The organism is Pseudomonas sp. EA_35y_Pfl2_R111 (assembly GCF_963970955.1).
GTDB lineage: Bacteria > Pseudomonadota > Gammaproteobacteria > Pseudomonadales > Pseudomonadaceae > Aquipseudomonas.
Map to the genome: position 1 here is coordinate 100,957 of NZ_CAXAOM010000007.1, position 24,569 is coordinate 125,525.

Below are 24,569 nucleotides of genomic sequence, written 5' to 3' on the forward strand. Positions count from 1 at the left end.
AGAGATTGCAGATACATGAGTGAACAGGTCGAGATCTACACCGATGGTGCCTGCAAGGGTAACCCTGGCGTCGGTGGCTGGGGCGCTTTGTTGATTTGCAAGGGTGTGGAGAAGGAGCTGTGGGGCGGTGAGCCCAACACCACGAATAATCGCATGGAGCTGATGGCAGCGATCTGTGCCCTGATCGCGCTGACTCGGCCTTGTTCGGTACGCCTGATTACCGACTCGCAATATGTGATGAAGGGTATCCAGGAGTGGATGCCGAACTGGAAGAAGCGCGGCTGGAAAACCGCCGCCAAAGAGCCCGTGAAGAACGCCGATCTATGGCAGGCGCTGGACGAACAGGTCAATCGTCATGAGGTGACGTGGCAATGGGTGCGCGGCCATACCGGTCATCCGGGTAACGAGCGCGCCGACCAATTGGCCAATCGCGGTGTGGATGAAATAAGAGGGTTGAAGCATGCGTAGTGTGGTTCTGGATACTGAAACCACGGGTATGCCGGTGGCCGATGGTCATCGGGTCATCGAAATCGGTTGTGTAGAGCTGATCGGCCGGCGCCTGACCGGGCGGCATTTTCACGTTTATCTGCAGCCAGATCGCGAGATCGATGAAGGTGCAATCGCTGTCCACGGCATCACTAATGAGGCGCTGAAAGACAAACCGCGCTTCAAGGAAGTCGCTGATGAGTTCTTCGAGTTCATCAAAGGCGCACAGTTGATCATCCACAACGCGGCGTTCGACGTTGGCTTTATCAACAACGAATTCGCGCTGATCAAGCAGGACGACCGCGCCGATATCAGCGAGCACTGCTCAATCCTTGACACCCTGATGATGGCCCGCGAGCGCCACCCGGGGCAGCGCAACAACCTCGACGCCCTGTGCAAACGCTATGGCGTCGACAACTCCGGCCGTGACCTGCACGGCGCCTTGCTCGACGCCGAGATTCTTGCTGACGTCTACCTGACCATGACCGGCGGGCAGACCAATCTGTCCCTGGCAGGCGATGGCTCGGAAGGCGACAGCAATGGCCGTCAGCAACCTAGTGCGATCCGCCGCCTGCCTGCTGAGCGCGCGCGTACACGCGTGATTCAGGCCAGTGCTGCCGAGCTTGCCGAGCATGCAGCGCGTCTGGCGATTATCGAAAAGTCCGCTGGCGCGCCGCCGCTCTGGGTGCAGATGGAGCAGCCCACGGCTGAGGCCTGAGAGCCTAGGGTGTGTTGCCGTTTCATCGCGAGCCGCGTTGCCGCGCAAAATCTCGCCAGGCTAGGCGTGGGACGCAGGGAATGGAAGTATCACAACACCGCATGGCGAGATTTTGCGCGCAACCCGAAGGGTCGGGACTGTTTTAGCGCGATGCGGCGTTTCTCGACGCTCATTTGGAACACCAAACTTCGCGTCTCGTGCCTTACCTCGCGCTAAAACAGGCTCCGGCGCGGCCGCGCTGAAACGGTAACAGACCCTAACGAGTTATCCACTCGCGACCTTTTCGTACAGCGTCACGCAGAGGGGGGTTCCGCCTGGCGGAGCCAGCCTCTACCCTGAGGCGATAGGCAGGTTCAGCCTGTCACTCTCAGGGACGCCACAATGTATAAAGACCTCAAGTTCCCCGTCCTGATCGTGCACCGTGACATCAAGGCCGATACCGTGGCCGGTGACCGGGTACGCGCCATCGCCCAAGAACTGGAGCAGGACGGCTTCAGCATTCTTTCCACCGCCAGCTCCGCCGAGGGGCGCATCGTGGCCTCTACGCACCACGGTCTGGCCTGCATTCTGGTCGCCGCTGAAGGTGCGGGTGAAAACAAGAACCTGCTGCAGGACATGGTCGAGCTGATTCGCATCGCTCGCCGCCGCGCACCGCAGCTGCCGATTTTCGCCTTGGGCGAACAGGTGACCATCGAGAACGCACCGGCCGAGGCCATGGTCGATCTCAACCAGCTGCGCGGCATTCTCTATTTGTTCGAAGACACCGTGCCGTTCCTCGCCCGCCAGGTGGCCCGCGCCGCACGCAATTATTTGGATTGTCTGCTGCCGCCATTTTTCAAGGCGCTTGTGCAGCACACTGCGCAGTCCAACTATTCCTGGCACACACCGGGTCATGGCGGCGGCGTGGCCTATCGCAAGAGCCCGGTGGGGCAGGCGTTTCACCAGTTCTTCGGGGAAAACACCCTGCGCTCGGATCTCTCGGTGTCGGTGCCGGAACTCGGCTCGCTGCTCGATCACACCGGCCCATTGGCTGAAGCAGAAGCCCGTGCCGCGCGCAACTTCGGTGCCGATCACACCTATTTCGTGATCAACGGCACCTCGACTGCCAACAAGATCGTTTGGCACAGCATGGTCGGCCGCGACGACTTGGTGCTGGTGGATCGCAACTGCCACAAGTCGATCCTGCATTCGATCATCATGACCGGCGCGATCCCGCTGTACCTGTGCCCAGAGCGTAACGAACTGGGAATTATCGGGCCGATTCCGCTGAGCGAATTCAGCCGTGAGTCGATTCAGGCGAAGATTGATGCCAGTCCGCTTGCCCGTGGTCGTGTGCCGAGCGCTAGCGGGGCGATGGTCAAACTGGTGGTGGTGACCAACTCGACCTACGACGGCCTCTGCTACAACGCCGAGCTGATCAAGCAGACCCTGGGCAATAGCGTCGAAGTGCTGCATTTCGACGAAGCCTGGTACGCCTATGCGGCGTTCCACGAGTTTTACGCCGGGCGTTACGGCATGGGCACCGCGCGCACCGAAGACGCGCCGCTGGTATTTACCACCCATTCCACCCACAAACTGCTGGCCGCGTTCAGTCAGGCCTCGATGATCCATGTGCAAGATGGCGGTGCGCGCCAACTGGATCGGGATCGCTTCAACGAAGCCTTTATGATGCACATCTCCACCTCGCCGCAGTACGGCATCATCGCCTCGCTGGACGTGGCTTCGGCGATGATGGAAGGCCCGGCGGGCCGCTCGCTGATTCAGGAAACGTTTGATGAAGCGCTGAGCTTCCGTCGTGCCCTGGCCAATCTGCGGCAGAACCTCAGCGCTGATGATTGGTGGTTCAGTATTTGGCAGCCTGCCAAGGCCGAAGGCACCGATGATGTGGTTACTCAGGATTGGCTGCTGCAGCCGCAAGCCGATTGGCACGGCTTTGGCGATGTGGCCGAAGATTATGTGCTGCTCGACCCGATCAAGGTGACCCTGGTGACCCCGGGGCTGACCGCCGATGGCAAGCTGGACGCGCGCGGCATTCCGGCCGCTGTGGTCAGCAAGTTCCTTTGGGAGCGCGGCCTGGTGGTGGAGAAAACCGGGTTGTATTCCTTCCTGGTGTTGTTCTCCATGGGCATTACCAAGGGCAAATGGAGCACGCTGCTGACCGAGCTGCTGGAATTCAAACGCAGCTATGACGCCAACCTGCCATTGAGCGATGTACTGCCTTCGATTGCCCAGGAGGGCAAGACCTTCTATCAGGGTATGGGGCTGCGCGATTTGTGCGATTCCTTGCATGCTTGCTACCGCGAGAATGCCACGGCCAAGGCGCTAAAGCGCATGTACACCGTGCTGCCAGAAGTGGCAATCAAACCTGCTGATGCCTATAACCAGTTAGTGCGCGGCGAGGTAGAGGCGGTGCCGATTGAGCAGTTGGAAGGTCGAATTGCCGCCGTGATGCTTGTGCCATATCCGCCAGGTATTCCGCTGATTATGCCGGGCGAGCGTTTTACCGCGCAGACGCGCTCGATCATCGATTACCTGGCCTTTGCCCGCACGTTTGACCGCAGCTTCCCCGGCTTCGATGCCGATGTGCATGGACTGCAGCGTGAAGAAGGGATCTACACCGTGGACTGCATCAAGGCCTGATTCCGTCCTGGCCTGCGGCTTTATCTGGCGGCGCCGGTGTTGTTCACCGGCTTTCCGCCAGTGTTTCTCAGTAGATCAAGCGCTTATCGCCGATAAGTCAAAATTGAGCTTAACTTTGATGACGTGTTCTACGTCACAGTGACCAGCATCGACATTTGTCGGTTGGTTGTTATAGTTGCTCGATTTTTAGCATAAGAAAATTTTCATTGTGCGCTTGCACCCCAGCTGAGGATGACTGCCGTGTCCGACTACAAAGCCTTTAATGTCGTGTTGGCAGATAAGGTCGCCCATGTGGTGATCAATCGCCCGGAGAAAGTCAACGCGATGAACGCGGACTTCTGGCGCGAAATCATCGAGATTTTCCGCTGGGCCGATGACACTGATGAAGTGCGCGCAGTGGTGATCTCCGGTGCAGGCAAACACTTCTCCTCAGGCATCGACCTGATGATGCTGGCCTCGGTTGGCAGCCAACTGGGTCCGGATGTCGGCCGCAATGCCGAAAAATTGCGGCGCAAGATTCTTGAACTGCAAGCCTCGTTCAATGCCGTCGACAACTGCCGCAAGCCGGTTCTCGCGGCCATTCAGGGCTATTGCCTGGGTGGCGCGATTGATCTGATCTCGGCCTGTGACATGCGGTATTCGACGGCTGATGCGCAGTTCTCGATCAAGGAAATCGACATTGGTATGGCCGCCGACGTTGGCACATTGCAGCGCCTGCCGCGCATTATTGGTGACGGCATGATGCGCGAGCTGGCCTTTACCGGCCGCACCATCGATGGTGAAGAGGCGCGTAGCATTGGCCTGGTCAACCGTACCTATGCCGATACTGATGCCTTGCTTGATGGCGTGATGGGCATCGCCCGTGAGATTGCTAGCAAGTCGCCGGTGGCGATTCGCGGCACCAAGGAAATGCTTCGCTACATGCGTGATCACCGGGTCGATGACGGCTTGGAATATATCGCCACCTGGAACGCCGCCATGCTGCAATCGGCGGATCTGCGGGTGGCCATGACGGCTCATATGAGCAAGCAGAAACCGGAGTTCGCTGACTGATGCTGTCCTTCCACCTGTTTTTATTGCCGACGCGGGAGGCGCAATAGCTCATGGTTTCTGGAGCCACGTCGCTTAATTTGGTGCGCGATGAACTGTTCACCACCATGGAAGAGGCAGAGTCGAGCCTCGAACACTTTATCGCCGACCGTCACAATGGCAGCCTGCTGCAACAGGCCGTGGAAAACCTGCATCAGGTACGCGGCACACTGAACCTGATTGAACTGGCCGGTGCCGAGTTGCTGGCCCAGGAAGTGCTGGATCAGGCCACCGATATTCCCGCAGGCGCCGGTGAAGAACGCGATGTGCAGCTTTCTGCCCTGAGCAACGCGCTGCACGTACTGCGTCGTTACCTGGAAAACGTTGAAGCACATCGCCAGGAAATGCCGGAGCTGCTGCTGCCGGCAATCAACGACCTGCGGCAAGCGGGCGGTCAGCCAGCCTTGCCGGAAAGCTTCTTTTTTAGCGTGCGCCTTGACCACGCTCGCCCGCGTACCGCGCCGCCATCGGTTGATGGTGCCGCGCGTGAAAATGAAGGGCGTCGTCTGCGGCATATGTATCAGGTGGGGTTGCTGGGCTTTATCCGTGAGCAGAATCCGCAGGCCAGCCTCAAGCTGATGGGCCGCGCACTGACCCGTCTCGATAGCCTGTTTGCCAACGAACCGCGCGGTCGCCTGTGCTGGGTTGGTGCGGCGGCCGTTGAGGCGCAGGTCGATGGCCAGCTACTGGCGCGCAAGTCGCGTAAACAGCTGTTCTCGCGGATTGATCGCGAACTCAAGCAGATGCTCGCCAATGGACAGTACGAAGCGCCCCGCGGTCTGCTCAAAGAGTTGCTCTATCTGGTGGCCCTGGCAGATGCCCGTGGCCCGCAGGCGGCAGCCCTGAGTGAAGTATTTGGCCTGACGCCGTTACCCTTTACCGATCACTTGTTGGAAGAGGAATACCAGCGCCTCGCTGGCCCGGGGCAGGCCGTCATGCGCTCGCTGAGCTCGGCAATCCGTGAAGAGCTTAATAGCGTCAAGGACATGCTTGACCTGATCGAGCGCGGGACGTTGCAAAGCGATAGCCTCAATAGCTTGCATGCCTTGCTCGGAAAGTTGAGCAAGACCCTTGGCATGGTCGGCCTGAGTTCGGCCGGCAACTCCCTTAATGCCCAGCTGCAAACCGTTGCCAACTGGAGCGAAGAAAGCGCCCCCGCACCGGAGGAGTTGCACAAGCTGGCCGATGCTGTGCTGTACGTCGAAGGTATGGTCGCCAGCCTGGAGCGTGGCGAGCGCCGTGAAGCGCGGCCTGCCCAGGCTAAACCGGGTGATGAGGCTGAGTCGTTCGCCCTGCATCAACTCAACGAGGCACGCATAGTCGTCGTCGATGAGGCCCAGGCTGGCCTGGCGTTAGCCAAGCGTGCAATTACCGCATACCTGGAGTCGGGTGGTGATCGTATGCACCTATCCAACGTGCCGTTCAGCCTACAAGCCGTTCGCGGTGGGCTGTGGTTCCTCGGTCAAGAACGCGCCGCATTATTAGTCGGTGCCTGCGCCGATTACATCCAGCAGCATATGTTCGATGCGCCGCAAATGCCGTCCGAACAGATGCTGGAAACCTTGGCTGATGCTCTCAGTAGTCTTGAGTACTACCTCGAGGCCGGGGCGGTGATGCGTCCGGAAACCCAGCCAAGCGTGCTTGATCTTGCTGCGGAAAGCGTGCGAGCCCTGGGCATGCCGCTGGGGGCTTGAGCATGCAACGTTGGCAAGCCACGCTGCTCGACAGCCAGCAACCCGGTGGCTGGGTGGTCGCGCACTGCAAGCAGCACTTTCTAGCGGACAGCAATGGTGTGCTGTTTCCCCGTGAATGGCTGAAGAAGCAGGATTTGCCAATCATTGCTGAGCACGGCCTCGGCCATTTTGATGGTGATGCGATCTACCTGCTGGAACTGAGTCAGCCGTTCGACATGCCTGGCTGCGCTTGGCAGAGCCTGCGCCAGTTTATGCTGCAGGGCGATGCCGATACCTTCAAGTTGCTCAGCTATGCCACGCAGATTGGCACCTGGGCCAGCCAGCACCGCTTCTGTGGCAGCTGCGGTGGGGCGATGCAGCATATTGCGGGTGAGCGCGCGATGCACTGCGTGCGCTGCGAGCTGCAGCATTACCCTCGGCTTTCACCAAGCATGATCGTGCTGGTCACCCGCGGTGATGAGATTCTTCTGGCGCGCTCGCCGCGCTTTGTTGCCGGGGTCTACAGCACCCTGGCCGGCTTCGTCGAAGCGGGTGAGTCGGTGGAGCATTGCGTGGTCCGTGAGGTACGCGAAGAGGTTGGGGTCGAGATCAGCAGCCTGCAGTACCTGGGCAGCCAAGGCTGGCCATTCCCGCATTCACTGATGCTGGGCTTTCATGCCGAATACGCTTCGGGCGATATCGTTATGCAGGTCGATGAAATCGAGGATGCCCAGTGGTTCAGCGTGCATGACCTGCCGCCGTTGCCGGCTTCGCGTTCGATTGCCCGTTACCTGATCGACGTCTATGTGGCGCGCCGCTTAGGCCAGCCCGAACCAGTGCTGCCAGGCTAGGCGCACGGTCAACGCCAGTACCACCAGAATAAATACCGGGCGGATAAACTTCGAACCGCCCTTGATCGCCGTGCGCGCGCCGAGAAACGCGCCGACCATTAGCGCCAACCCCATGCATATGCCCAGCAGCCAGGCCACTTGCCCGCTGATTATGAACACCGTTAGCGCGCAGATATTGCTAACGAAATTCATGCTGCGGGCCACGCCGCTGGCTTTGACCAAATCAAGCGGGTAAAGCAGCAGGCTGCTGACTGTCCAGAAAGCGCCAGTGCCTGGGCCTGCCACCCCATCATAGAAACCCAGGCTGAGGCTCTGTGGCCATTGCCTGCCTTTGGCAATCGGCGCCTCGGCGAGCAGTGGAGCGGCTGGGGTTTTGCCAAACAGCAGGTACAGGCCGCAAGCAAATACCACGGCCGGTAACAGCTGGTTCAACCACTCTGAAGGCAGCCATTGCGCCATGGCGGCGCCCAGCAGGGCGCCGACAGCTGTACCAATCAATGCGTTGCGCCATTGGCTGGGGTCAAACAGTTTGCGCCGGTAGAAGGTGTAGCTCGCGGCGGCCGCGCCAAAGGTCGAGCTGAGTTTGTTAGTGCCCAGGGCCAGGTGCGGCGGCAGACCGGCAGTCAGCAGTGCGGGAATGGTGAGCAAGCCCCCACCGCCGGCAATTGCATCGATAAAGCCGGCAATAAACGCGACCAGGGCGAGAATCGCCAAAGTGCTTAGATCAACACTGAGCTCAAACGGGAAAGCCATTAAAAAACACGTCCTGTGTCTAATTGTGGTGTTCTCTGGCTGTTCGCCAGCCAGGTAGCTGCGCATAATGCCGGCAATTTCAAGCATAAGGAATGCACAGCAATGCAATACGGCGGACTGGCATGGGCAATGGCATTGCTGGCGTTACTGGCAGCGTTTGTTGCGGCGCGCATTCTGTTCAATCGGCAGTGGTTTCTTGGTTGGTTGCGTGGCACCTGCGGCCTGGCATTTCTTGCCCTGGCGGCGCTGATTGGCCTGCTGGCCAACGATTTGCGCAGCTATGCACCAATCCCTGAAGGAAAACCGCTGGCCACGCTGAGCTTCAAGGCTGACGGCCCGCTCTATCGAGTCAGTGTGCTGGAGGGCGGTCGTGAGCGCACGCTGACCATGGAAGGCGATCTCTGGCAGCTGGATGCGCGCTTTCTGCAATGGAAGGGCCTGGCGGCATTGATTGGTTTGCAGCCGGGTTATCGCCTGGAAAAGCTCTCGGGGCGTTTCCTTTCCATCGAGCAGCAGAGCCTGGCGCAGCACACCCGTGTCGAACTGGCGCGCAGCCCTTACGGCATCGATCTCTGGCGCTGGCTGCGGCTGGGCCAGCATGACCTGTTTATCTTCGATCCACAGGCGCACCGGGTGACTTACCTGCCGCTGGCTGACGAAGCGGTGTACAGCATCAACTTGACGCCCGCGGGTTTGCTAGCAGAGCCGATGAACCCGGCGGCCAAGCAGGCGTTGAAAGACTGGCAGTAAATTTCTGTGGATGTAAAAAAGGCGACCCTAGGTCGCCTTTTTTATGGGGCAGGTTTTTCTTAAGAGAGGAAGCCGCCATCCACGTTCAGCGCTACGCCTGTGGTGTAGCTGGACGCATCGCTCGCCAGGTACAGCACGGTGCCGGCCATTTCGCTTGGGTCTGCTACGCGCTTGAGCGGGATGCGCTGCAACGCGAGGTTGAGAATGGCATCGTTCTTCACCAGCGCCGAGGCGAACTTGGTGTCGGTCAGACCCGGCAGCAGGGCGTTGCAGCGAATGCCGAACTGCGCGCATTCCTTGGCGAAGACCTTGGTCATGCTGATCACCGCAGCCTTGGTCACCGAATAGATGCCCTGGAATTCGCCGGGCGAAACGCCGTTGATCGACGCGACGTTGATGATGCTGCCACCACCGTTGGCCTTCATCAGCTTGCCGCCTTCGATGGACATAAAGTAGTAGCCACGGATATTCACATCGACAGTCTTCTGAAACGCGCCCAGGTCGGTGTCTAGTACGTTGCAGAACTGCGGGTTGGTGGCGGCGTTGTTGACCAGGATGTCGAGGCGGCCGAACTGCTCTTTGATCTGCGCGAAGACGCTGCGGATCTGTTCCATCTCGCCGATATGGCAGGCCACCGCGGTGGCCTTTCCGCCGTCGGCGATGATCGCGTCGGCAACTTTCTGGCAGTCGTCGATCTTGCGGCTCGAGACGATCACGTGAGCGCCTTGCTGGGCCAGCAGTTTGGCGATGGCTTCACCGATGCCACGGCTGGCGCCGGAGACGAAAGCGATCTTGCCGTCGAGGTCGAACAGTTGGGTCTTGGACATGGCTTTTCTTTCCTATTTTTGGGGCCTGTTCGGCCGTTTACAGCTGCGATTTATTAATGACCTGCAGGCTCATCTGCTCCAGCAGCTTGTTCATGTGAATGAACTGCGCGAAGCGTTTGTCCTGAGTCTGGCCATGGAAGTAGCGGTAGTAGATCTGCTGCACGATGCCGGCCAGGCGGAACAGGCCGTAGGTGTAGTAGAAGTCGATGCTCTTGATCTCGATGCCCGAGCGGTCGGCGTAATAGTCCGCGAACTGCTGACGGGTGAGCATGCCCGGCGCGTTGCTTGGCTGGCGGCGCATCATCTGGATCGGTGCGGAATCGCCGGCTTCGATCCAGTAGGCGAGGGTGTTGCCCAGGTCCATCAGCGGGTCGCCGATGGTGGTCAGTTCCCAGTCCAGTACGCCGATAATCTGGCTCGGATTCTGTGGATTGAGGATCACGTTATCGAAGCGGTAATCGTTGTGCACGATACCAGGCTTGTGGTGATCGGCAGGCATCTTGTCCTTGAGCCAGGCCTTGACCGGCTCCCACAGCGGCGCGTCGGGGGTCAGGGCCTTGTCGTAGCGATCACTCCAGCCAGCGATCTGCCGTTGCACATAACCTTCGGGCTTACCCAGGTCGCCCAGGCCGCAGGCCTGATAGTCGACGTTGTGCAGTTCGACCATTTTGTCGATAAAACTCTTGCACAGCTCGCGAGTCTGCTCGGCGCTGAAGTTCAGCTCGGCCGGCATGTCCGAACGCAGGATGATGCCGTTGACTCGTTCCATGACATAGAACTCGGCACCGATCACCGACTCGTCGGTGCAATGCACGTAGGCTTTTGGGCAATAGGGGAAGCCGGCGTTGAGCTGATTGAGGATGCGGTACTCGCGACCCATGTCGTGGGCGGATTTAGCCTTATGACCAAAAGGCGGACGGCGCAGCACAAATTCTTTGTCTGGGTATTCGAGCAGGTAGGTCAGGTTCGAGGCGCCGCCGGGGAACTGGCTGATGCGTGGCTCGCCCGTCAGACTGGGGATATGCGCCTTGAGGTACTGGTCGATGACCGCGGCGTCGAGTTCTTCGCCTTCGCGGATTCGGGTGGACTGGTCAGTAAGCGCCATGTTTATCCCTTCTGCTTATGATGGGTGCCTAAGATAATTAGCTAATCTAATGCTGCAACCTACGGCTCACAAGGATTACCCGCCGTTATAGGCGGGCGTGTTGCTACCCAATCAAGCTGCCTGATTGGTCATTCAAGCTTAGTTTTTAGCCATAAAACAATGGTCGGGAGCCAGTGTTAACGTCGCGTGGCGACGGCCTGCAGGGTGGCCGCCATGGATGGCGGCCATAAAAAAACCGGAGTCGAGGACTCCGGTTTGTTTTGTATCTTCGTTGCCTTGACGCTTAAACCGGGAACAGCTCGCCCAGTTTCATGGCCAGCATCATGTCGCCTTCGGCGCGCAGTTTGCCGGACATGAACGCTTGCATACCGTCGGTTTCGCCGCTGGTGATGCCTTTCAAGGTTTCGGTGTCCATGATCAGGGTCACGTTGGCGTTGGCGTTGTCGCCTTTCTCAACGGCGCAGGTGCCGTCTTTGACGATCAGCGCATAGTTTTCGCCGTCTTCGATGTTGAATTGGAACACCAGATCCAGGCCTGCAGCGGCACCGGCGTTGAATTTGGACTGCATGGTATTGACGATGTCTGCAACGCTCATGGTTTCTTCCTTTTTCTCAGGTTTTTCTAGCGCCCTTGATGGGTGCAGTGGGCCGCAGCTCAGCGATAAGTGATGAGCTCCGGCGCCTTCAACAGCTGCAAATGCACATGGCTGTTGAAGGAAGCCAGGCTCACTTGGCTGCCGCGAAACTTCAGGCAGCTTAGTGAGGTGTTAACAATTTGCCAGTTCAGCTCGAAAGCTTGTGCAGGCGCAACGCCGGTAATCAGGTGTAGCAGGGCGGTAATAGTGCCGCCGGAGGTGAATACGGCAATGTTCTGTTTGCTGTCGGCCTGCTCCAGTAGACGGGTGAGGCCGCCCTGAACCTGCTCGACGAAGCCCTGCCAGCTTTGCAGCTCCGGCGTGTCGTATTCACCGGAAAGCCAGCGGCCAATCAGCTTGGCAAATAGACGCTGAAATTCAGCGCGGTTTTGCGCGCCATTGCGCAGGATGTGCAGGGCTTCAGGTTCTTCGCTAAGCATCTCCGGCAGTAGGCTGCGGATCACCGCGTCGGCATCGAACTCATTAAAGGCTGCGTCAATGTCCAGCTGTGGTATGGCAAGGCCAGCCTCATGCAGTGGCTGCAAGGCGCTATTGGCCGTGTGCTGCTGGCGGCGCAGGTCACCACTGACGCTACGATCAATGCGCGTGCCGAGTTGCGCGAGGTGTGCGCCCAGCACTTCGGCCTGGCGAATTCCGATGGGCGATAGCACATCGTAATCGTCTGCACCGAAGGAGGCTTGGCCATGTCGAATCAGGTAGATGCTGCCCACGTCCGCTCGATTCCGGTACGTTGAAAGTTTCGCGAGGGTATGAGGAAGCTCAAGAGCTGTCAACGTAAAAACATACGCTTGTTTGAATTGCGCGAATCCGCTGAATGTCCAGGCCTTGCTTGCTGGCCGCGAATCCATGGCCTCGGTATGCTTGGGCACTATTCAGCGCGGCCAATGTGCACGTGCTGCCATTGGGACAAGGGGAAATACGTGGAGTTTTTTGCAGAGTACATCGGCTTTCTGGCCAAGACAGTAACCCTGGTTGTCGCCATTTTAGTGGTGCTGGTGACGATTGCCGCGCTGCGTAGCAAGGGCCGTCAGGGCACTGGTCAGCTGCAGGTGAACAAGCTCAATGACTTCTTCAAGCAGCTGCATCAGCGCATGGAGCACGCGGTGCTCGACAAGGAGCAACTGAAAGCCGCGAGCAAAGCCGAAGCCAAGGCCGCCAAGCAGGATAAGAAGGCTGGCATCCACAAACCGCGCGTCTATGTGCTGGACTTCGACGGCGATATCAAGGCCTCGGCCACCGACAGCCTGCGCCACGAAATCACTGCTTTACTGACCATGGCCACGCCGCAGGATGAAGTGGTGCTGCGTCTGGAAAGCGGCGGCGGCATGGTGCACAGCTATGGCCTGGCTTCCTCGCAGCTGGTGCGTATCCGCCAGGCGGGTGTACCGCTGACTGTCTGCATCGATAAAGTCGCGGCCAGCGGCGGCTATATGATGGCCTGCATTGGCGAGAAGATTATCTCCGCACCTTTTGCCATTCTCGGCTCGATTGGGGTGGTGGCTCAGCTGCCTAACGTGCACCGTCTGCTGAAAAAACATGACATCGATTTTGAAGTGCTTACGGCCGGTGAGTACAAGCGCACTCTGACTGTGTTCGGCGAGAACACCGAGAAGGGCCGGGAGAAGTTCCAGGAAGACCTGGAAACCACCCATGAGTTGTTCAAGGGCTTTGTTGCCCGCTATCGGCCGCAGCTGGACATTGACCAGATTGCCACCGGCGAAGTCTGGCTGGGCTTGACGGCGCTGGAGAAGCAACTGGTCGATGAGCTGAAGACCAGCGACGAATATTTGGCAGAGCGCGCTAAGAGCGCTGAGCTGTTTCATTTGCACTACGCCGAGAAAAAAACCCTGCAGGAGCGCGTCGGGCTGGCGGGCAGCGTGGCGCTGGACCGTTTCGTCCTGAACTGGCTGAGTCGTTTGAATCAGCAGCGCTTCTGGTAACCATTTAAAGGGAGTCCACATGAGCAAGTTCAATGCATTGCAGGCCCGTGAGAGCGCAGCGGGCGGTTTTGAGCAGGTGATCGTGCAGCGTGAAGTCGACGATTTGCCGGCCGGCGAACTGCTGATTCGGGTCAAGTACTCATCGCTCAATTACAAGGATGCGCTGTCGGCCAGTGGCAACCGTGGCGTGACCAAAAGCTTTCCGCACACCCCTGGCATCGATGCCGCAGGCGTGGTGGAAGCTTCCAGTGTGGCTGAGTTCAGCGCCGGCGATGAGGTGATCGTCACCGGCTACGACCTGGGCATGAACACCTCAGGCGGTTTTGCTCAATACATTCGTATTCCTGCCAGTTGGGCACTGAAGCGACCCCAGGGCTTGTCGCTGCGCGAGGCTATGGTGCTTGGCACCGCTGGCCTGACGGCGGCGTTGTGTGTCGACAAGCTGGAGCTAAGCGGACTGACGGCGGATGCCGGCACTGTACTGGTGACCGGCGCCACCGGTGGTGTCGGCAGTGTCGCACTGGCCTTGCTGACTTCTCTGGGTTATCGCGTGGCCGCGTCAACGGGCAAGGCCGAGCAGGCGGATTACCTCAAGGCGCTAGGCGCGCAGCAAATTGTGCTGCGTTCCGAACTGCAGGAAGGCACCGACAAGCCGATGCTCAAGGAACAGTGGGCCGGCGCGGTGGATTGTGTGGGCGGGGATATCCTGTTCAATGTTGTTAAGTCACTGCGCTACGGCGCCAGCGTTGCCTGCTGCGGTTTGACGGCTGGCGTCGGCTTCAAGGGCAGCGTGCTGCCGTTTATCCTCCGTGGCGTGAATCTGCTCGGAGTCGACTCGGTCGAGCTGCCGTTGGTGGTCAAGGCATCGATGTGGGACAAGCTGTCGCTGCAGTGGAAGGTCAAGCTGGATGCACTGGTCACCGAAGTGACGCTTGAGCAATTGCCAGCGGCGATTGCCCAAGTGCTTGCGGGTAAACAGGTTGGGCGAGTGCTGGTCAATCTGAGCTGAGTGATTGCGTGAGTTAAAAGGCCCGGCATTGCCGGGCCTTTGTGTTTCGGTGGCTTAGGCCTGGCTGACGTACATGGTGATCTCGGCGCGAAATACCGCCTTGTCGCCGACAAAGGCTTGTACCGGTACTGTCACGTCACCCAGCTGACTCCAGTCGATAGCGCTGCCATCGGCCACGGCGCGAATATCACCATCGGCCTTGGCCAGGTATTCCACGGTCATACCGCGGGGAATCCAGCGGCAACCCTTGGGGATGGAGGCGTCGGTCATGGTTCCAGCAGCCAGTTCGGCCGCGTTGCACAGGGCAATCGCGTGCACGGTGCCGATATGGTTGAGCACCTCGCGGCGTTTGGGGAAGGTGACTTCGGCGTAGCCTGGGCGCAGTTCGACGAATTGCGGGGCGATGCTGGCGAAGTAGGGCGCGACCTGGCCGATCATGGCGCTGAACTGCAGCGGGCCTGCCTGCTGGAACATCTGTAACATCTGGCTCATGGGATTCTCCTGGCCTGTTTACTGATTGAAGAGACGTGCGCGCCAGGGCAGTATACGAATATTGGAATTAAATTCTAGAAATATATTCTAGTTAAGTTGTCGCCGAGGAAAGCATGGCCCGTCGTTCCCGCAAAGATGAAATCCTCCAAGCTGCGCTGGCCTGTTTCACCGAGGTTGGAGTCGATGGCACCACCATCGAGATGATCCGTGATCGTTCCGAGGCCAGCATCGGCAGCCTATATCACCACTTCGGCAACAAGGAGCGAATCATCGCTGCGCTCTATCTGGCGGGCACGGCTGAGTATGCGGCGATGCTGGAAGAGGGCTTTGCCACGGCTGACAGCGCCGAGGCCTGCGTCAAGCTGTTGGTCACCAGCTATATCGATTGGGTGGCCGCCAACCCTGACTGGGCGCGGTTTGTTCTGCACAGCCGCAGCCGGGTGGAGGCGGGGGAAATGGGTGAGCAGTTGCGTGAGGCCAACCGCGAGCACTTTCAGCGAATCTTTGCAGCGCTCTCGCGCTACCGCGAAGAGGGGCTATTCAAGGCTATGCCAGTGGACTGCTTTGCTTCGGTGATCATCGGGCCGACCCACGACTTTTCGCGCAACTGGCTGGCGGGGCGCACGCAGACGCGACTGGCAGATTGCCGCGAGTTACTGGCGCAAGTGGCCTGGGACAGCGTGAAAGCCTGACATAAAAAAGCCCCGCAGAGCGGGGCTTTTCAGTGCTGAACCAATCAGGCGCGGCGGCGGAACAGCGGCAGCGGCTGGTCCGTGGAGGCCTGATAGACCTCGCTGAACTCCTCGAAGGCTTTCAGGGCATCCAGCGGGTCTTTGTCCTCACGCAGGGCAAAGGCATCGAAGCCCACGCGCAGGTAGGAGAACAGCTGATCGCGCAGCACGTCGCCGATGGCGCGCACTTCGCCAGTGTAGCCGTAGCGGGTGCGCAGCAGGTAGGCGGTAGAGCAATGGCGGCCATCGGTGAAGGCAGGGAAGTTCAGCGCGATGACCTGGAAGTTATCCAGCTGATCGGCGATTTCCTCGATTTCCTCACCGGCGTCCAGCCATACGCCCAGGCCGCCATCACGGGCCTTGAGCGCGGTGCTGTGTTCGACCCACAGGCCCAGCGGCACGATCAGGTCGTCGCAGTTGGGGATGCCGTCCAGCGTGGCGTCCTTGGGTAGCAGGTGCCAGCTTTCGTCGATCAGCTGGCCGTTCTTAATGATTCGCTGCATATACGCGCTCCTTGAACGGGTCGACGCCGATACGGCGGAAGGTGTCGAGGAAACTCTCTTCTTCGGTGCGGCGCTCGACGTATACCTTGACGATCTTGTCGATTACATCGGCCATGTCCGCTTCGGCGAAGGATGGGCCAAGGATCTGCGCCAGGCTGGCGTCACGACCGGCGCTGCCGCCGAGGGACACCTGATAGAACTCCTGACCTTTCTTATCCACCCCGAGGATGCCGATATGGCCCACGTGGTGATGACCGCAGGCGTTCATGCAACCGGAGATATTCAGGTCGATATTGCCGATATCGAACAGGTAATCCAGGTCGTCGAAACGGCGCTGGATGGCTTCGGCAATCGGGATCGACTTGGCGTTGGCCAGGGAGCAGAAGTCGCCGCCCGGGCAGCAGATGATATCGGTCAGCAGGCCGACGTTCGGCGTAGCGAAACCGTTTTCACGCAGCTCGCCCCACAGGGTGAACAGCTGCGCCTGCTCGACATCCGCAAGGATGATGTTCTGGTTATGGCTGTTGCGCACTTCGCCAAAGCTGTAGCGGTCGGCCAGGTCGGCAATTGCATCAAACTGCTTGTCGGTGACATCGCCCGGCGCCACGCCGGTCGGTTTCAGCGACAGAGTAACGGCGACATAGCCCGGCTTCTTGTGGGCGAAGGTGTTGCGCTGACGCCAGCGGGCAAAGCCTGGGTGCTCGGCATCCAGGGCAGCCAGCGCCGCATCCTGATCGTCGAGGGCTTTGTAGCTTGGGTCGATAAAGTGTGCGGCCACGCGCGCCACTTCAGCTTCGGTCAGGGTGCTCGGACCGTCTTTCAGGTGGACCCATTCGGCATTCACCCGCTCGGCGAACACTTCAGGGGTCAACGCCTTGACCAGGATCTTGATGCGCGCCTTGTACTTGTTATCGCGACGGCCATAGCGGTTGTACACACGCAGGATGGCGTCGAGGTAACTGATCAGGTGCTGCCACGGCAGGAATTCGTTGATAAAGCTGCCAACGATTGGCGTACGGCCCAGGCCGCCACCGACGGATACGCGGAAGCCCAACTCACCGGCATCGTTCTGTACCGCTTCCAGGCCGATGTCGTGCACTTCAATCGCGGCACGGTCGCTCACTGCACCGTTAACGGCGATTTTGAACTTGCGCGGCAGGTGGGTGAACTCGGGGTGGAAGGTCGACCACTGACGAATGATTTCGCACCAGGGGCGCGGATCGATGAGTTCATCCTTGGCCACACCGGCAAACTGGTCGGTGGTGGTGTTACGGATGCAGTTGCCGCTGGTCTGGATCGCGTGCATCTGCACGGTGGCCAGTTCGGCAAGAATGTCGGGCACATCTTCCAGGTCCGGCCAGTTGAACTGGACGTTTTGGCGGGTGCTGATATGCGCGTAACCCTTGTCGTAGTCACGGGCAATCTTGGCCATCATGCGCACTTGGGCGGACGACATCAGACCGTACGGCACCGCAACGCGCAGCATGGGCGCAAAGCGCTGGATGTACAGGCCGTTCTGCAGGCGCAGCGGGCGGAATTCTTCACCGCTCAGTTCACCGGCGAGGTAACGGCGGGTTTGATCGCGGTACTGCTTGACGCGGTCTTCGACGATTTTTTGGTCGTACTGGTCGTATACGTACATGGGGTGTCCTGTTATCAGGCTTTTAGAACCCGTTTCCGATCTGCTGCGCGTGGCCCTGCCTGTTCTTGCCTGGCATGGCTCTAGCTCGCTATATCGTATACCGGTTCTCACAGCTAATCAGCGCGCACGGCCGCGCACTCCCTGCGGAGCCGGAGGAAGATACCAGCTCAGGGTTATGCGCAAAAGTGATGTTTGAGTATATGGAAAGAACTTAAAGGGATAAGCCGGCCATTGAACATAGCCCTACGGCTTGAGTAAGCGTACATGCTGGTCTTAACTGCAGAAGACGATTCACCCATAAACACAACAAGAGGGGTAGTCCATGAGCGAACACAGTGAACCGGATAATGCTGACAGCGTGGTCGATGCCAAGGCTATTTTCGCCTTGATCGTGATCTTTGTTGTCACTGCGGTGTTCTGGGTCAGTCAGCAATAAGACCTGACCGCGGATAAAGCAAAAAGCGGGCACCCATTAATGGATGCCCGCTTTTTTATTGTCTGCAGGCCATGCTGCTAGTGACAGCTGAGACTGTCGGCCTGGCGATAGAGCATAAGCAACTTGCGTGTAATGGACTGCTGAATATCATCACGCTCGAAGGTCGATAGTCGCGTCAGGCGACTGACCTGGAGGCGATGCAGGTGGATATAGGGCATCTGCTGATCGAACTCGCGCAGGTCGCCCTTCATCATGATCGGCAGGAAGATATCACCGGCCTTTTTCTGGTTGCTGATGATTTGTGCCAGGGCCGGTTTGAACGGCATGGTTTTCGGTGCCGGGCCACCTTCCTTGATCATCGTAGTCAGCAGCAAGCCAGGCTTGCGCAGGACCACGCCAGGCAGTACGCACAGCCCTGTTTTACGCACGGCATGCGACTCGATGCCATGCAGGGTGTCGTGAAACGCGTAGGGGTTGGGTAGCACCACCATCTTGCGGCCCATATCGCTGGGGAAGTGCAGGTCATAGTTGGTATACAGCTGGCGTGTCGATTCCGAATACACGCACAGGCGGTTCTCGAATAGCTTGATAAAACGTTCCGCCAGTTCGCGTCGGGCTATGCTGTCCAGGTCCCAGATCAGATCCTGGTTCTGCGGTTTGCTCAGGTCGACTTCCTGGTGTTCCATTTCGCTCATTGCGTTCTCATACCCTGAACTGCCCGAGCAGCCGATTGAGCTGCTCAGCCAACTGACCTAGGTGTTGCCCGGCATCGCTGGATTGTTGCGCCGCCAGGGCATTGTTATGGGCCAGGCTGGCTGCCTGGGTGACGTTCTGGTTGATGTCTTCGACCACGTGCGATTGTTGCAGTGTCGCGCTGGCGATGGAAGCGTTCAGACCGGTGAGATTGCGCAGGCCGCTGGCGATCAATGTAAGGCTGGCACCTGCCTGGCTGGCTTGTTCGATGGTTAGCTGCGAGGCTTTGCTGCTGTCATTGATGACCTTGACCGCAGCCTCCGAATTGCCTTGCAGGCGCTCAATCATCACCTGGATTTCCGCCGTGGATTTTTGCGTACGCTGCGCCAGCAAGCGCACCTCATCGGCGACCACGGCAAAGCCGCGACCTTGCTCACCGGCGCGCGCAGCTTCGATGGCAGCATTGAGCGCGAGCAGGTTGGTCTGTTCGGCAATTGAGCGGATAACCTCCAATACGCTGCCGATCTGCGTGCTTTCTTGGGCCAGGGCCTGAATCACCGTCACGGCTTGATCGATGGTGCCGGACAGCTCGTTGATCTGCCGCAGGCTCGCTTCAATGTTCTGCTGGCCTTGCAGAGCGTGTTCTTCGGCCGCGTGCACTTCGGATGAGGCATGCTCAGCATTCTTCGCCACATCCTGCACGCCATAAGTCACCTCATTGATCGCGGTGGCGACCAACTCCATCTGCTGTGACTGTTGCTCGCTATGCTGCTGCGCCTGGCCGGAAACCTGACCGAGGTTGCGCGCCGCGGTATCGAGTTGGCCGGCGGAGTCGAGGGACTGCTTGATCACCGTGCGCAGTTTGTCGGTGAAGGCATTGAAGTGGCGGGACAGGGCAGACAGTTCATCGTTGCCGTGGGTGTCGAGGTTACGCGTCAGGTCGCCATCGCCGCTGGCGATATTGGCCATGGCGCTGACAGCTTGCTGCAAGGGCTGGGTGATGCTGCGTACGATCAACACGATTAGCAGGGCCACCAGCGCAGCAATCACCAAACCTATCAGCATGGCTTTTAACGCCTGGGCTTGAAACTCGGCTTGTACGTCGTCGACATAGACGCCTGAGCCGATAATCCAGCCCCAGGGTTGAAACAGTTGTACGTAAGACACCTTTGGCACGGGGTCGCTGGCGCCCGGTTTTGGCCAGCGATAATCGACATGGCCTGCGCCCTTGCTTTTGCTAATTGCGACCATTTCATTGAACAGCGCCTTGCCGTCAGGGTCCTTGAAACCCGAGAGGTTCTGGCCTTCCAGCTTGGGGTTGGTCGGGTGCATGACCATTACTGGGGTCTGGTCATTGATCCAGAAGTATTCCTGACCGGCGTAGCGCAAGCCGCGGATGGTTTCCATCGCCTGCTTCTGTGCATCTTCGCGAGGCATGCTGCCGGCAGCTTCTAGGGCATGATAGTGCTGCAGGATGCCGGCGGCGCTTTGCACAACATGCTGAGTTTTCTCGGCTTTGGCAGCATACAGATCGCTGTGGATCTGCTTGAGCAACAATGCGCCCTGAATAATCAGCATGACGATGGCGACCACCAGGATCAGCCATAGACGACGGTTGATGGGTAGGCTGCGCAGGCTATTCATGGGTGTCTCCCTTATTGTTGTATGCCTCTATATCGGCCAAGAGCGTTTTTTGACTAGGTTAGACCTTAGGCTAGCTGGCAGATAAGCGAAGTGTAGGTGAGCGATTCCATCGGCTCGCTCGGCGTGAGCGTTTTGCTTGCCTTTGTGTGGCTCGCACTAAATGTGCAGCTTCTCTGCTAGGATTTGCACCGTTGCGTGTTAAGTGGGTGATTTAATTATTTTTTCTGTCCCCGAGGAACCTTTTCTAGAGGGTTTTGTCGGACGCCCTCGCAAGTTCATCATCATATTTATTGTTGTTCGTGCCGGATAAAGCACGCATTTAGGAGTGTGGATGGACCTTTGGGTTGCCGTACAGGCACTGATTCTGGGTATCGTTGAAGGTGTTACCGAGTTTCTGCCGATTTCCAGTACCGGGCACCAGATTATCGTCGCCGACCTGATTGGTTTTGGCGGCGAGCGAGCGATGGCCTTCAATATCATTATCCAACTTGGGGCGATTCTCGCGGTGGTGTGGGAGTACCGACGCAAGATTCTAGAGATTGCGCTGGGCCTGCCCAAAGAGCCACAGGCGCGGCGCTTCACAACTAATCTGCTGATTGCCTTCCTACCTGCCGTGGCGCTGGGTGTGCTGTTCGCCGACTTTATCCATCATTACTTGTTCAACCCGATCACCGTGGCCCTGGCGTTGGTGGTGGGCGGGGTGATCATGCTCTGGGCCGAGCGGCGCGAGCATCTGGTACATGCCGAGAGCGTGGATGACATGACCTGGAAGGATGCGCTGAAGATTGGTTTTGCTCAGTGCCTGGCAATGATTCCGGGTACCTCACGCTCCGGCGCGACGATCATCGGCGGCCTGTTGTTTGGTCTGTCGCGCAAGGCTGCAACCGAGTTTTCCTTCTTTCTCGCCATGCCGACCATGGTCGGCGCTGCGGTGTACTCCGGCTACAAATACCGTGACCTGTTCCAGTCCAGTGATCTGCCGGTGTTTGCGATTGGTTTTGTCACCTCGTTTATCTTCGCCATGATTGCCGTGCGGGCGCTGCTTAAATTCATTGGCAACCACAGCTATGCGGCGTTTGCCTGGTACCGCATCGGTTTCGGCTTGCTGATCCTGGCAACCTGGCAGCTGCAGTGGATTGACTGGAGCACGGCGCAGCAATAATTGCTGATCCCGTATTCGGCAGATAAATAGAGGCGCACCCCGGGGTGCGCCTTTGTCATAGTGGTCTCGATTATTGGAGGCGCACATGCATCAGCTCGGGCATCAACTTCTTCAGGTCAACGGTATCGACCTCAGCCTTTACAGCGCCGGCCCCGCGACGGGGCGGCCGGTCTGGTTGCTACACGGCTTTCCCGAGTGCTGGCATTCCTGGCGCCAGCAGATTGCGCCGCTGGCGGATGCCGGTTACCGCGTGCTGATCCCGGAAATGCGTGGCTATGGCCAGAGCAGTGCGCCACGTGATCCAGCGGCTTACGACGTGCTGACCATCTGCGCTGATATCCAGGCGGCCATGGACCAGCTTGGCCAGCAGCAGGTGTGTGTGGTCGGCCACGATTGGGGCGCACCGATTGCCTGGCATCTGACCTTGCTTGAGCCTTCGCGGGTGCAGGCGGTCGTTGGCATGGCGGTGCCGTTTGGCGGGCGGCCTAGGCAGCCGGCCATCGAGATCATGCGCCAGCTGTACGCCGAGCGGTTTCATTACATTGTGTATTTCCAGGAGCCTGGTGTCGCCGAGGCGGAGATGGATGCCGACATCCCGCGCACCTTGCGCATGATGATGCACAACAGCTCAGCGGCCGTGCCTAGGGACCACTTTCTGCAGGATAAACCCGCCGGTGCTGGGTTGTTCGATGGCATGCAGGATCCTGGCACACTACCGGACTGGTGCGACAGCGCAGCATTTGATCATTACCTGAAAACCTTTGAGGGTCGTGGCTTCTACGGAGCGTTGAACTGGTACCGCAATTTTGAGCGCAACTGGCAGCGCACTGAGGCTCTGGCTGAACGGCAGATCGAGCAGCCCGCGCTGTTTCTGCTGGGTGACAAGGACCCCGTCGGCACCCTGGAGGCTTACACCCTCAAGCAGATGCCTAAGCGCGTGACTCAGCTGGAGCAACATGTGCTGCAGCACTGCGGGCACTGGATTCAGAACGAGCAGGCGGAGCAGGTTAATCAGCTACTGCTGGGTTTTCTCGCTCGGCATTTTCCCAGTTAAACCACAGGCTTCGTTAATAGCGCATAGCTAGATCGGCTGATCCCAGCGGCTAAAGGCATCACTGATATGTTCGATCCATGCCCGCACGGCGGGCAGCATACCGCGTCTGTGGGTGTATACCGCCTGCAGGTTGCCGGTAGGCAGCGCCCAGTCAGGCAGCAGGCGGATCAGTCGGCCATCGGCCAGTTCATCCAGACACAAGGGCGCGGGCAACATGGTAAAGCCCAGGCCGGCCATGGCTGCGTGTTTGCGCACGCTGAAATCCTCGATGGCCAGACGCGCTTCCAGCACAACTTCCTGCACGCGCCCGCCGTCATGCTGCAGCCGCAGGTGAATCCTGCGGTCTGCCTCCAGGGCGCCTAGCGCAGGCAGCGCAGCCAGATCGTCTGGTGTACTGATCTGGGCCTGCTGCAGCATGGTCGGTGCGGCGACCAAAAAAGCCTGGGCCGGGCGCAGGCGACGGGCAATCAGCGTCGGGTCTTCATCCTCGGCGCTGCGTACGCGCAAGGCGACGTCCACGCCTTCGTTGAGCAGGTCGATGCGTCGGTTGGTCTGGATCAGCTCCAGCTGCACTTTGGGGTAGGCCGCGAGAAAACTGACCACCAGCTCAGGCAGTAGGGCGATGCCGCCCGGCGCGCTGACCCGCAGGCGGCCGCGTGGCTCGCTGGTCAGACTGGCCACGGTTTCCTCGGCTTGCTCCGCCTCCTGCAGCATGGCCTGGCAGTGGCGCAGGTAGCGCTCGCCGATATCGGTCAGCGCCAGTTTGCGCGTGGTACGTTGCAGCAGGCGCGCGCCCAGACGGTTTTCCAGTTCGGCAATCCGCCGTGACAGACGTGATTTGGGGATGCCGAGGACGCGCCCGGCTGCAGCAAAGCCGCCGGCTTCCACCACTTTGGCGAAGTAGAACAGGTCATTGAGGTCATGCATGAATTTATCGTCCTATTGGTGAGACGAACTATCGCATTTGCTTGGGCTAATCGACCATTGCTTTCATCGATAGTATCTCCAGCATCTTGATCGCCGTGGGGCGATCTCAATTTTGGAGATTGTGATGAAACTACTGCACCTCGATTCCAGCATCCTCGGCGACTCGTCCGCTTCCCGCCAACTCAGCCGCGCCGTGGTCGATGCCTGGCTGGCTGCCGAGCCTGAAGCGCAGGTGAGCTACCGTGACCTAGCCAACGATGCGCTGAGCCATCTGTCCGCTGCTAGTTTTGTCGCGGGCGGCACCCCCGCCGAGCTGCGCGATGCGGCTCAGCAGCACGAAGTGGAATTGGCTGAAACTACCCTCAACGAGTTTCTCGCCGCCGATGCGATCGTGATTGGCGCGCCGATGTATAACTTCACCGTGCCGACTCAGCTCAAGGCCTGGATCGACCGCGTGGCGGTCGCCGGCAAGACCTTCGCCTATGACGAGAACGGTCCCAAGGGCCTGGCGGGCGGCAAGAAGGTGGTGATCGTTTCCACCGCTGGCGGCATTCACGCCGGCCAGCCAAGCGGCCAGGCTCATGAAGAATACTTGCAGGTGGTACTGCGTTTCCTCGGTATTACCGACATTGAGATTGTCCGCGCCGAAGGCCTGGCCTATGGCGACGAGCCGCGCGCGAATGCCCTCACGGCAGCGCAGGCGAAAGTTGCGCAGTTGTTCGTCGCAGCCTGATTAACGGCATAAAGCAAAAAGCCCGCTCAATTGAGCGGGCTTTCTGTTGGGCGCGA

At 59.1% G+C, this 24,569-nt stretch carries 23 protein-coding genes and 2 pseudogenes; 13 read left to right on the forward strand and 12 right to left on the reverse strand.

All coding sequences use genetic code 11. The features are described 5' to 3' along the window. Window positions 1-15: 15 nt before the first annotated feature. From rnhA to nudC, 6 genes are all read left to right on the forward strand, one after another. Window positions 16-468, forward strand: a complete 453-nt coding sequence (gene rnhA / locus AACY25_RS20445) for a ribonuclease HI (RefSeq protein WP_339527156.1) — start codon at window positions 16-18, stop codon at window positions 466-468. Continuing rightward, the gene (gene dnaQ, locus AACY25_RS20450) at window positions 461-1,204 is read left to right on the forward strand and encodes a DNA polymerase III subunit epsilon (RefSeq protein ID WP_339414059.1); all 744 of its coding nucleotides are present in this window, start codon (window positions 461-463) and stop codon (window positions 1,202-1,204) included. The genes rnhA and dnaQ overlap by 8 nt, the downstream gene beginning before the upstream one ends. Before the next feature lie 381 nt (window positions 1,205-1,585). Next, on the forward strand, window positions 1,586-3,844 hold the full coding sequence (locus AACY25_RS20455; protein WP_339527158.1) for an Orn/Lys/Arg decarboxylase N-terminal domain-containing protein: 2,259 nt from the start codon (window positions 1,586-1,588) through the stop codon (window positions 3,842-3,844). A 240-nt stretch (window positions 3,845-4,084) separates the two neighbouring features. Continuing rightward, entirely contained in the window at window positions 4,085-4,897 is an 813-nt protein-coding gene (locus AACY25_RS20460) for a crotonase/enoyl-CoA hydratase family protein (protein WP_339527160.1), read from the forward strand. A gap of 50 nt (window positions 4,898-4,947) precedes the next feature. After that, a complete protein-coding gene (locus AACY25_RS20465) occupies window positions 4,948-6,627 on the forward strand; it encodes a ferrous iron transporter B (protein WP_339527162.1) in 1,680 nt (559 codons plus the stop codon). Between the two features lie 2 nt (window positions 6,628-6,629). After that, a complete protein-coding gene (gene nudC / locus AACY25_RS20470) occupies window positions 6,630-7,457 on the forward strand; it encodes an NAD(+) diphosphatase (RefSeq protein WP_339527165.1) in 828 nt (275 codons plus the stop codon). Here nudC and AACY25_RS20475 read toward each other — a convergent pair. Next, window positions 7,425-8,210: a TSUP family transporter gene (locus AACY25_RS20475; RefSeq protein WP_339527168.1), complete on the reverse strand. Its 786-nt coding sequence runs from the start codon at window positions 8,208-8,210 to the stop codon at window positions 7,425-7,427. The two genes, nudC and AACY25_RS20475, sit on opposite strands and share 33 nt — an antisense overlap. A gap of 102 nt (window positions 8,211-8,312) precedes the next feature. Here AACY25_RS20475 and AACY25_RS20480 point away from each other — a divergent pair, with 102 nt between their 5' ends. Next, on the forward strand, window positions 8,313-8,960 hold the full coding sequence (locus AACY25_RS20480; protein ID WP_339527171.1) for a hypothetical protein: 648 nt from the start codon (window positions 8,313-8,315) through the stop codon (window positions 8,958-8,960). A gap of 59 nt (window positions 8,961-9,019) precedes the next feature. On the opposite strand, the gene AACY25_RS20485 is transcribed toward AACY25_RS20480, so the two are convergent. From AACY25_RS20485 to AACY25_RS20500, 4 genes are all read right to left on the reverse strand, one after another. Then, entirely contained in the window at window positions 9,020-9,787 is a 768-nt protein-coding gene (locus tag AACY25_RS20485; RefSeq protein WP_339527172.1) for an SDR family oxidoreductase, read from the reverse strand. Window positions 9,788-9,824: 37 nt separating this feature from the next. Continuing rightward, window positions 9,825-10,892: a phosphotransferase family protein gene (locus tag AACY25_RS20490; protein WP_339527173.1), complete on the reverse strand. Its 1,068-nt coding sequence runs from the start codon at window positions 10,890-10,892 to the stop codon at window positions 9,825-9,827. Window positions 10,893-11,175: 283 nt separating this feature from the next. Continuing rightward, on the reverse strand, window positions 11,176-11,487 hold the full coding sequence (locus tag AACY25_RS20495) for an SCP2 sterol-binding domain-containing protein (RefSeq protein WP_090255840.1): 312 nt from the start codon (window positions 11,485-11,487) through the stop codon (window positions 11,176-11,178). 59 nt (window positions 11,488-11,546) lie between these two features. Continuing rightward, the gene (locus tag AACY25_RS20500) at window positions 11,547-12,257 is read right to left on the reverse strand and encodes a histidine phosphatase family protein (RefSeq protein ID WP_339527174.1); all 711 of its coding nucleotides are present in this window, start codon (window positions 12,255-12,257) and stop codon (window positions 11,547-11,549) included. A 210-nt stretch (window positions 12,258-12,467) separates the two neighbouring features. On the opposite strand from AACY25_RS20500, the gene sohB reads away from it, so the two are divergent. Both sohB and AACY25_RS20510 read left to right on the forward strand, forming a co-directional pair. After that, window positions 12,468-13,487 (forward strand): protease SohB, encoded by a 1,020-nt coding sequence (gene sohB, locus AACY25_RS20505; protein WP_339527176.1) that lies wholly within the window; start codon window positions 12,468-12,470, stop codon window positions 13,485-13,487. Between the two features lie 19 nt (window positions 13,488-13,506). Continuing rightward, entirely contained in the window at window positions 13,507-14,496 is a 990-nt protein-coding gene (locus AACY25_RS20510) for a YhdH/YhfP family quinone oxidoreductase (RefSeq protein ID WP_339527178.1), read from the forward strand. A 54-nt stretch (window positions 14,497-14,550) separates the two neighbouring features. Here the strand turns inward: AACY25_RS20510 and AACY25_RS20515 are convergent, their stop codons facing one another. Beyond that, window positions 14,551-14,988: a hotdog fold domain-containing protein gene (locus AACY25_RS20515; protein WP_339527180.1), complete on the reverse strand. Its 438-nt coding sequence runs from the start codon at window positions 14,986-14,988 to the stop codon at window positions 14,551-14,553. A gap of 113 nt (window positions 14,989-15,101) precedes the next feature. Here AACY25_RS20515 and AACY25_RS20520 point away from each other — a divergent pair, with 113 nt between their 5' ends. Then, entirely contained in the window at window positions 15,102-15,680 is a 579-nt protein-coding gene (locus AACY25_RS20520; RefSeq protein WP_339527181.1) for a TetR/AcrR family transcriptional regulator, read from the forward strand. Window positions 15,681-15,724: 44 nt separating this feature from the next. Here the strand turns inward: AACY25_RS20520 and AACY25_RS20525 are convergent, their stop codons facing one another. The 5 genes and pseudogenes from AACY25_RS20525 to AACY25_RS21085 form a co-directional block, all read right to left on the reverse strand. Next, window positions 15,725-16,222 (reverse strand): DUF934 domain-containing protein, encoded by a 498-nt coding sequence (locus tag AACY25_RS20525; RefSeq protein WP_339527183.1) that lies wholly within the window; start codon window positions 16,220-16,222, stop codon window positions 15,725-15,727. Beyond that, window positions 16,206-17,864 carry a nitrite/sulfite reductase gene (locus tag AACY25_RS20530; RefSeq protein ID WP_339527185.1) on the reverse strand — a complete coding sequence of 553 codons (1,659 nt, stop codon included), beginning with the start codon at window positions 17,862-17,864 and terminating at the stop codon, window positions 16,206-16,208. The genes AACY25_RS20525 and AACY25_RS20530 overlap by 17 nt, the downstream gene beginning before the upstream one ends. A 513-nt stretch (window positions 17,865-18,377) precedes the next feature. Further along, on the reverse strand, window positions 18,378-18,995 hold the full coding sequence (locus AACY25_RS20535; RefSeq protein WP_339411425.1) for a hypothetical protein: 618 nt from the start codon (window positions 18,993-18,995) through the stop codon (window positions 18,378-18,380). A 7-nt stretch (window positions 18,996-19,002) separates the two neighbouring features. Then, window positions 19,003-19,773: pseudogene (locus tag AACY25_RS21080) on the reverse strand (methyl-accepting chemotaxis protein); the annotation flags it as partial. Window positions 19,774-19,908: 135 nt separating this feature from the next. Then, a pseudogene (locus AACY25_RS21085) lies at window positions 19,909-20,637 on the reverse strand (cache domain-containing protein); the annotation flags it as partial. A gap of 331 nt (window positions 20,638-20,968) precedes the next feature. On the opposite strand from AACY25_RS21085, the gene AACY25_RS20545 reads away from it, so the two are divergent. Next, window positions 20,969-21,799, forward strand: a complete 831-nt coding sequence (locus tag AACY25_RS20545; protein WP_339527189.1) for an undecaprenyl-diphosphate phosphatase — start codon at window positions 20,969-20,971, stop codon at window positions 21,797-21,799. 85 nt (window positions 21,800-21,884) lie between these two features. Continuing rightward, complete coding sequence (locus AACY25_RS20550; protein WP_339527190.1) at window positions 21,885-22,853, forward strand: alpha/beta fold hydrolase; 969 nt, start codon at window positions 21,885-21,887, stop codon at window positions 22,851-22,853. A gap of 27 nt (window positions 22,854-22,880) precedes the next feature. On the opposite strand, the gene AACY25_RS20555 is transcribed toward AACY25_RS20550, so the two are convergent. Then, on the reverse strand, window positions 22,881-23,780 hold the full coding sequence (locus tag AACY25_RS20555) for a LysR substrate-binding domain-containing protein (protein ID WP_339527191.1): 900 nt from the start codon (window positions 23,778-23,780) through the stop codon (window positions 22,881-22,883). 124 nt (window positions 23,781-23,904) lie between these two features. Between AACY25_RS20555 and AACY25_RS20560 the strand changes: the two genes are divergently transcribed. Beyond that, the gene (locus tag AACY25_RS20560) at window positions 23,905-24,513 is read left to right on the forward strand and encodes an FMN-dependent NADH-azoreductase (protein WP_339527192.1); all 609 of its coding nucleotides are present in this window, start codon (window positions 23,905-23,907) and stop codon (window positions 24,511-24,513) included. Window positions 24,514-24,569 lie beyond the last annotated feature (56 nt).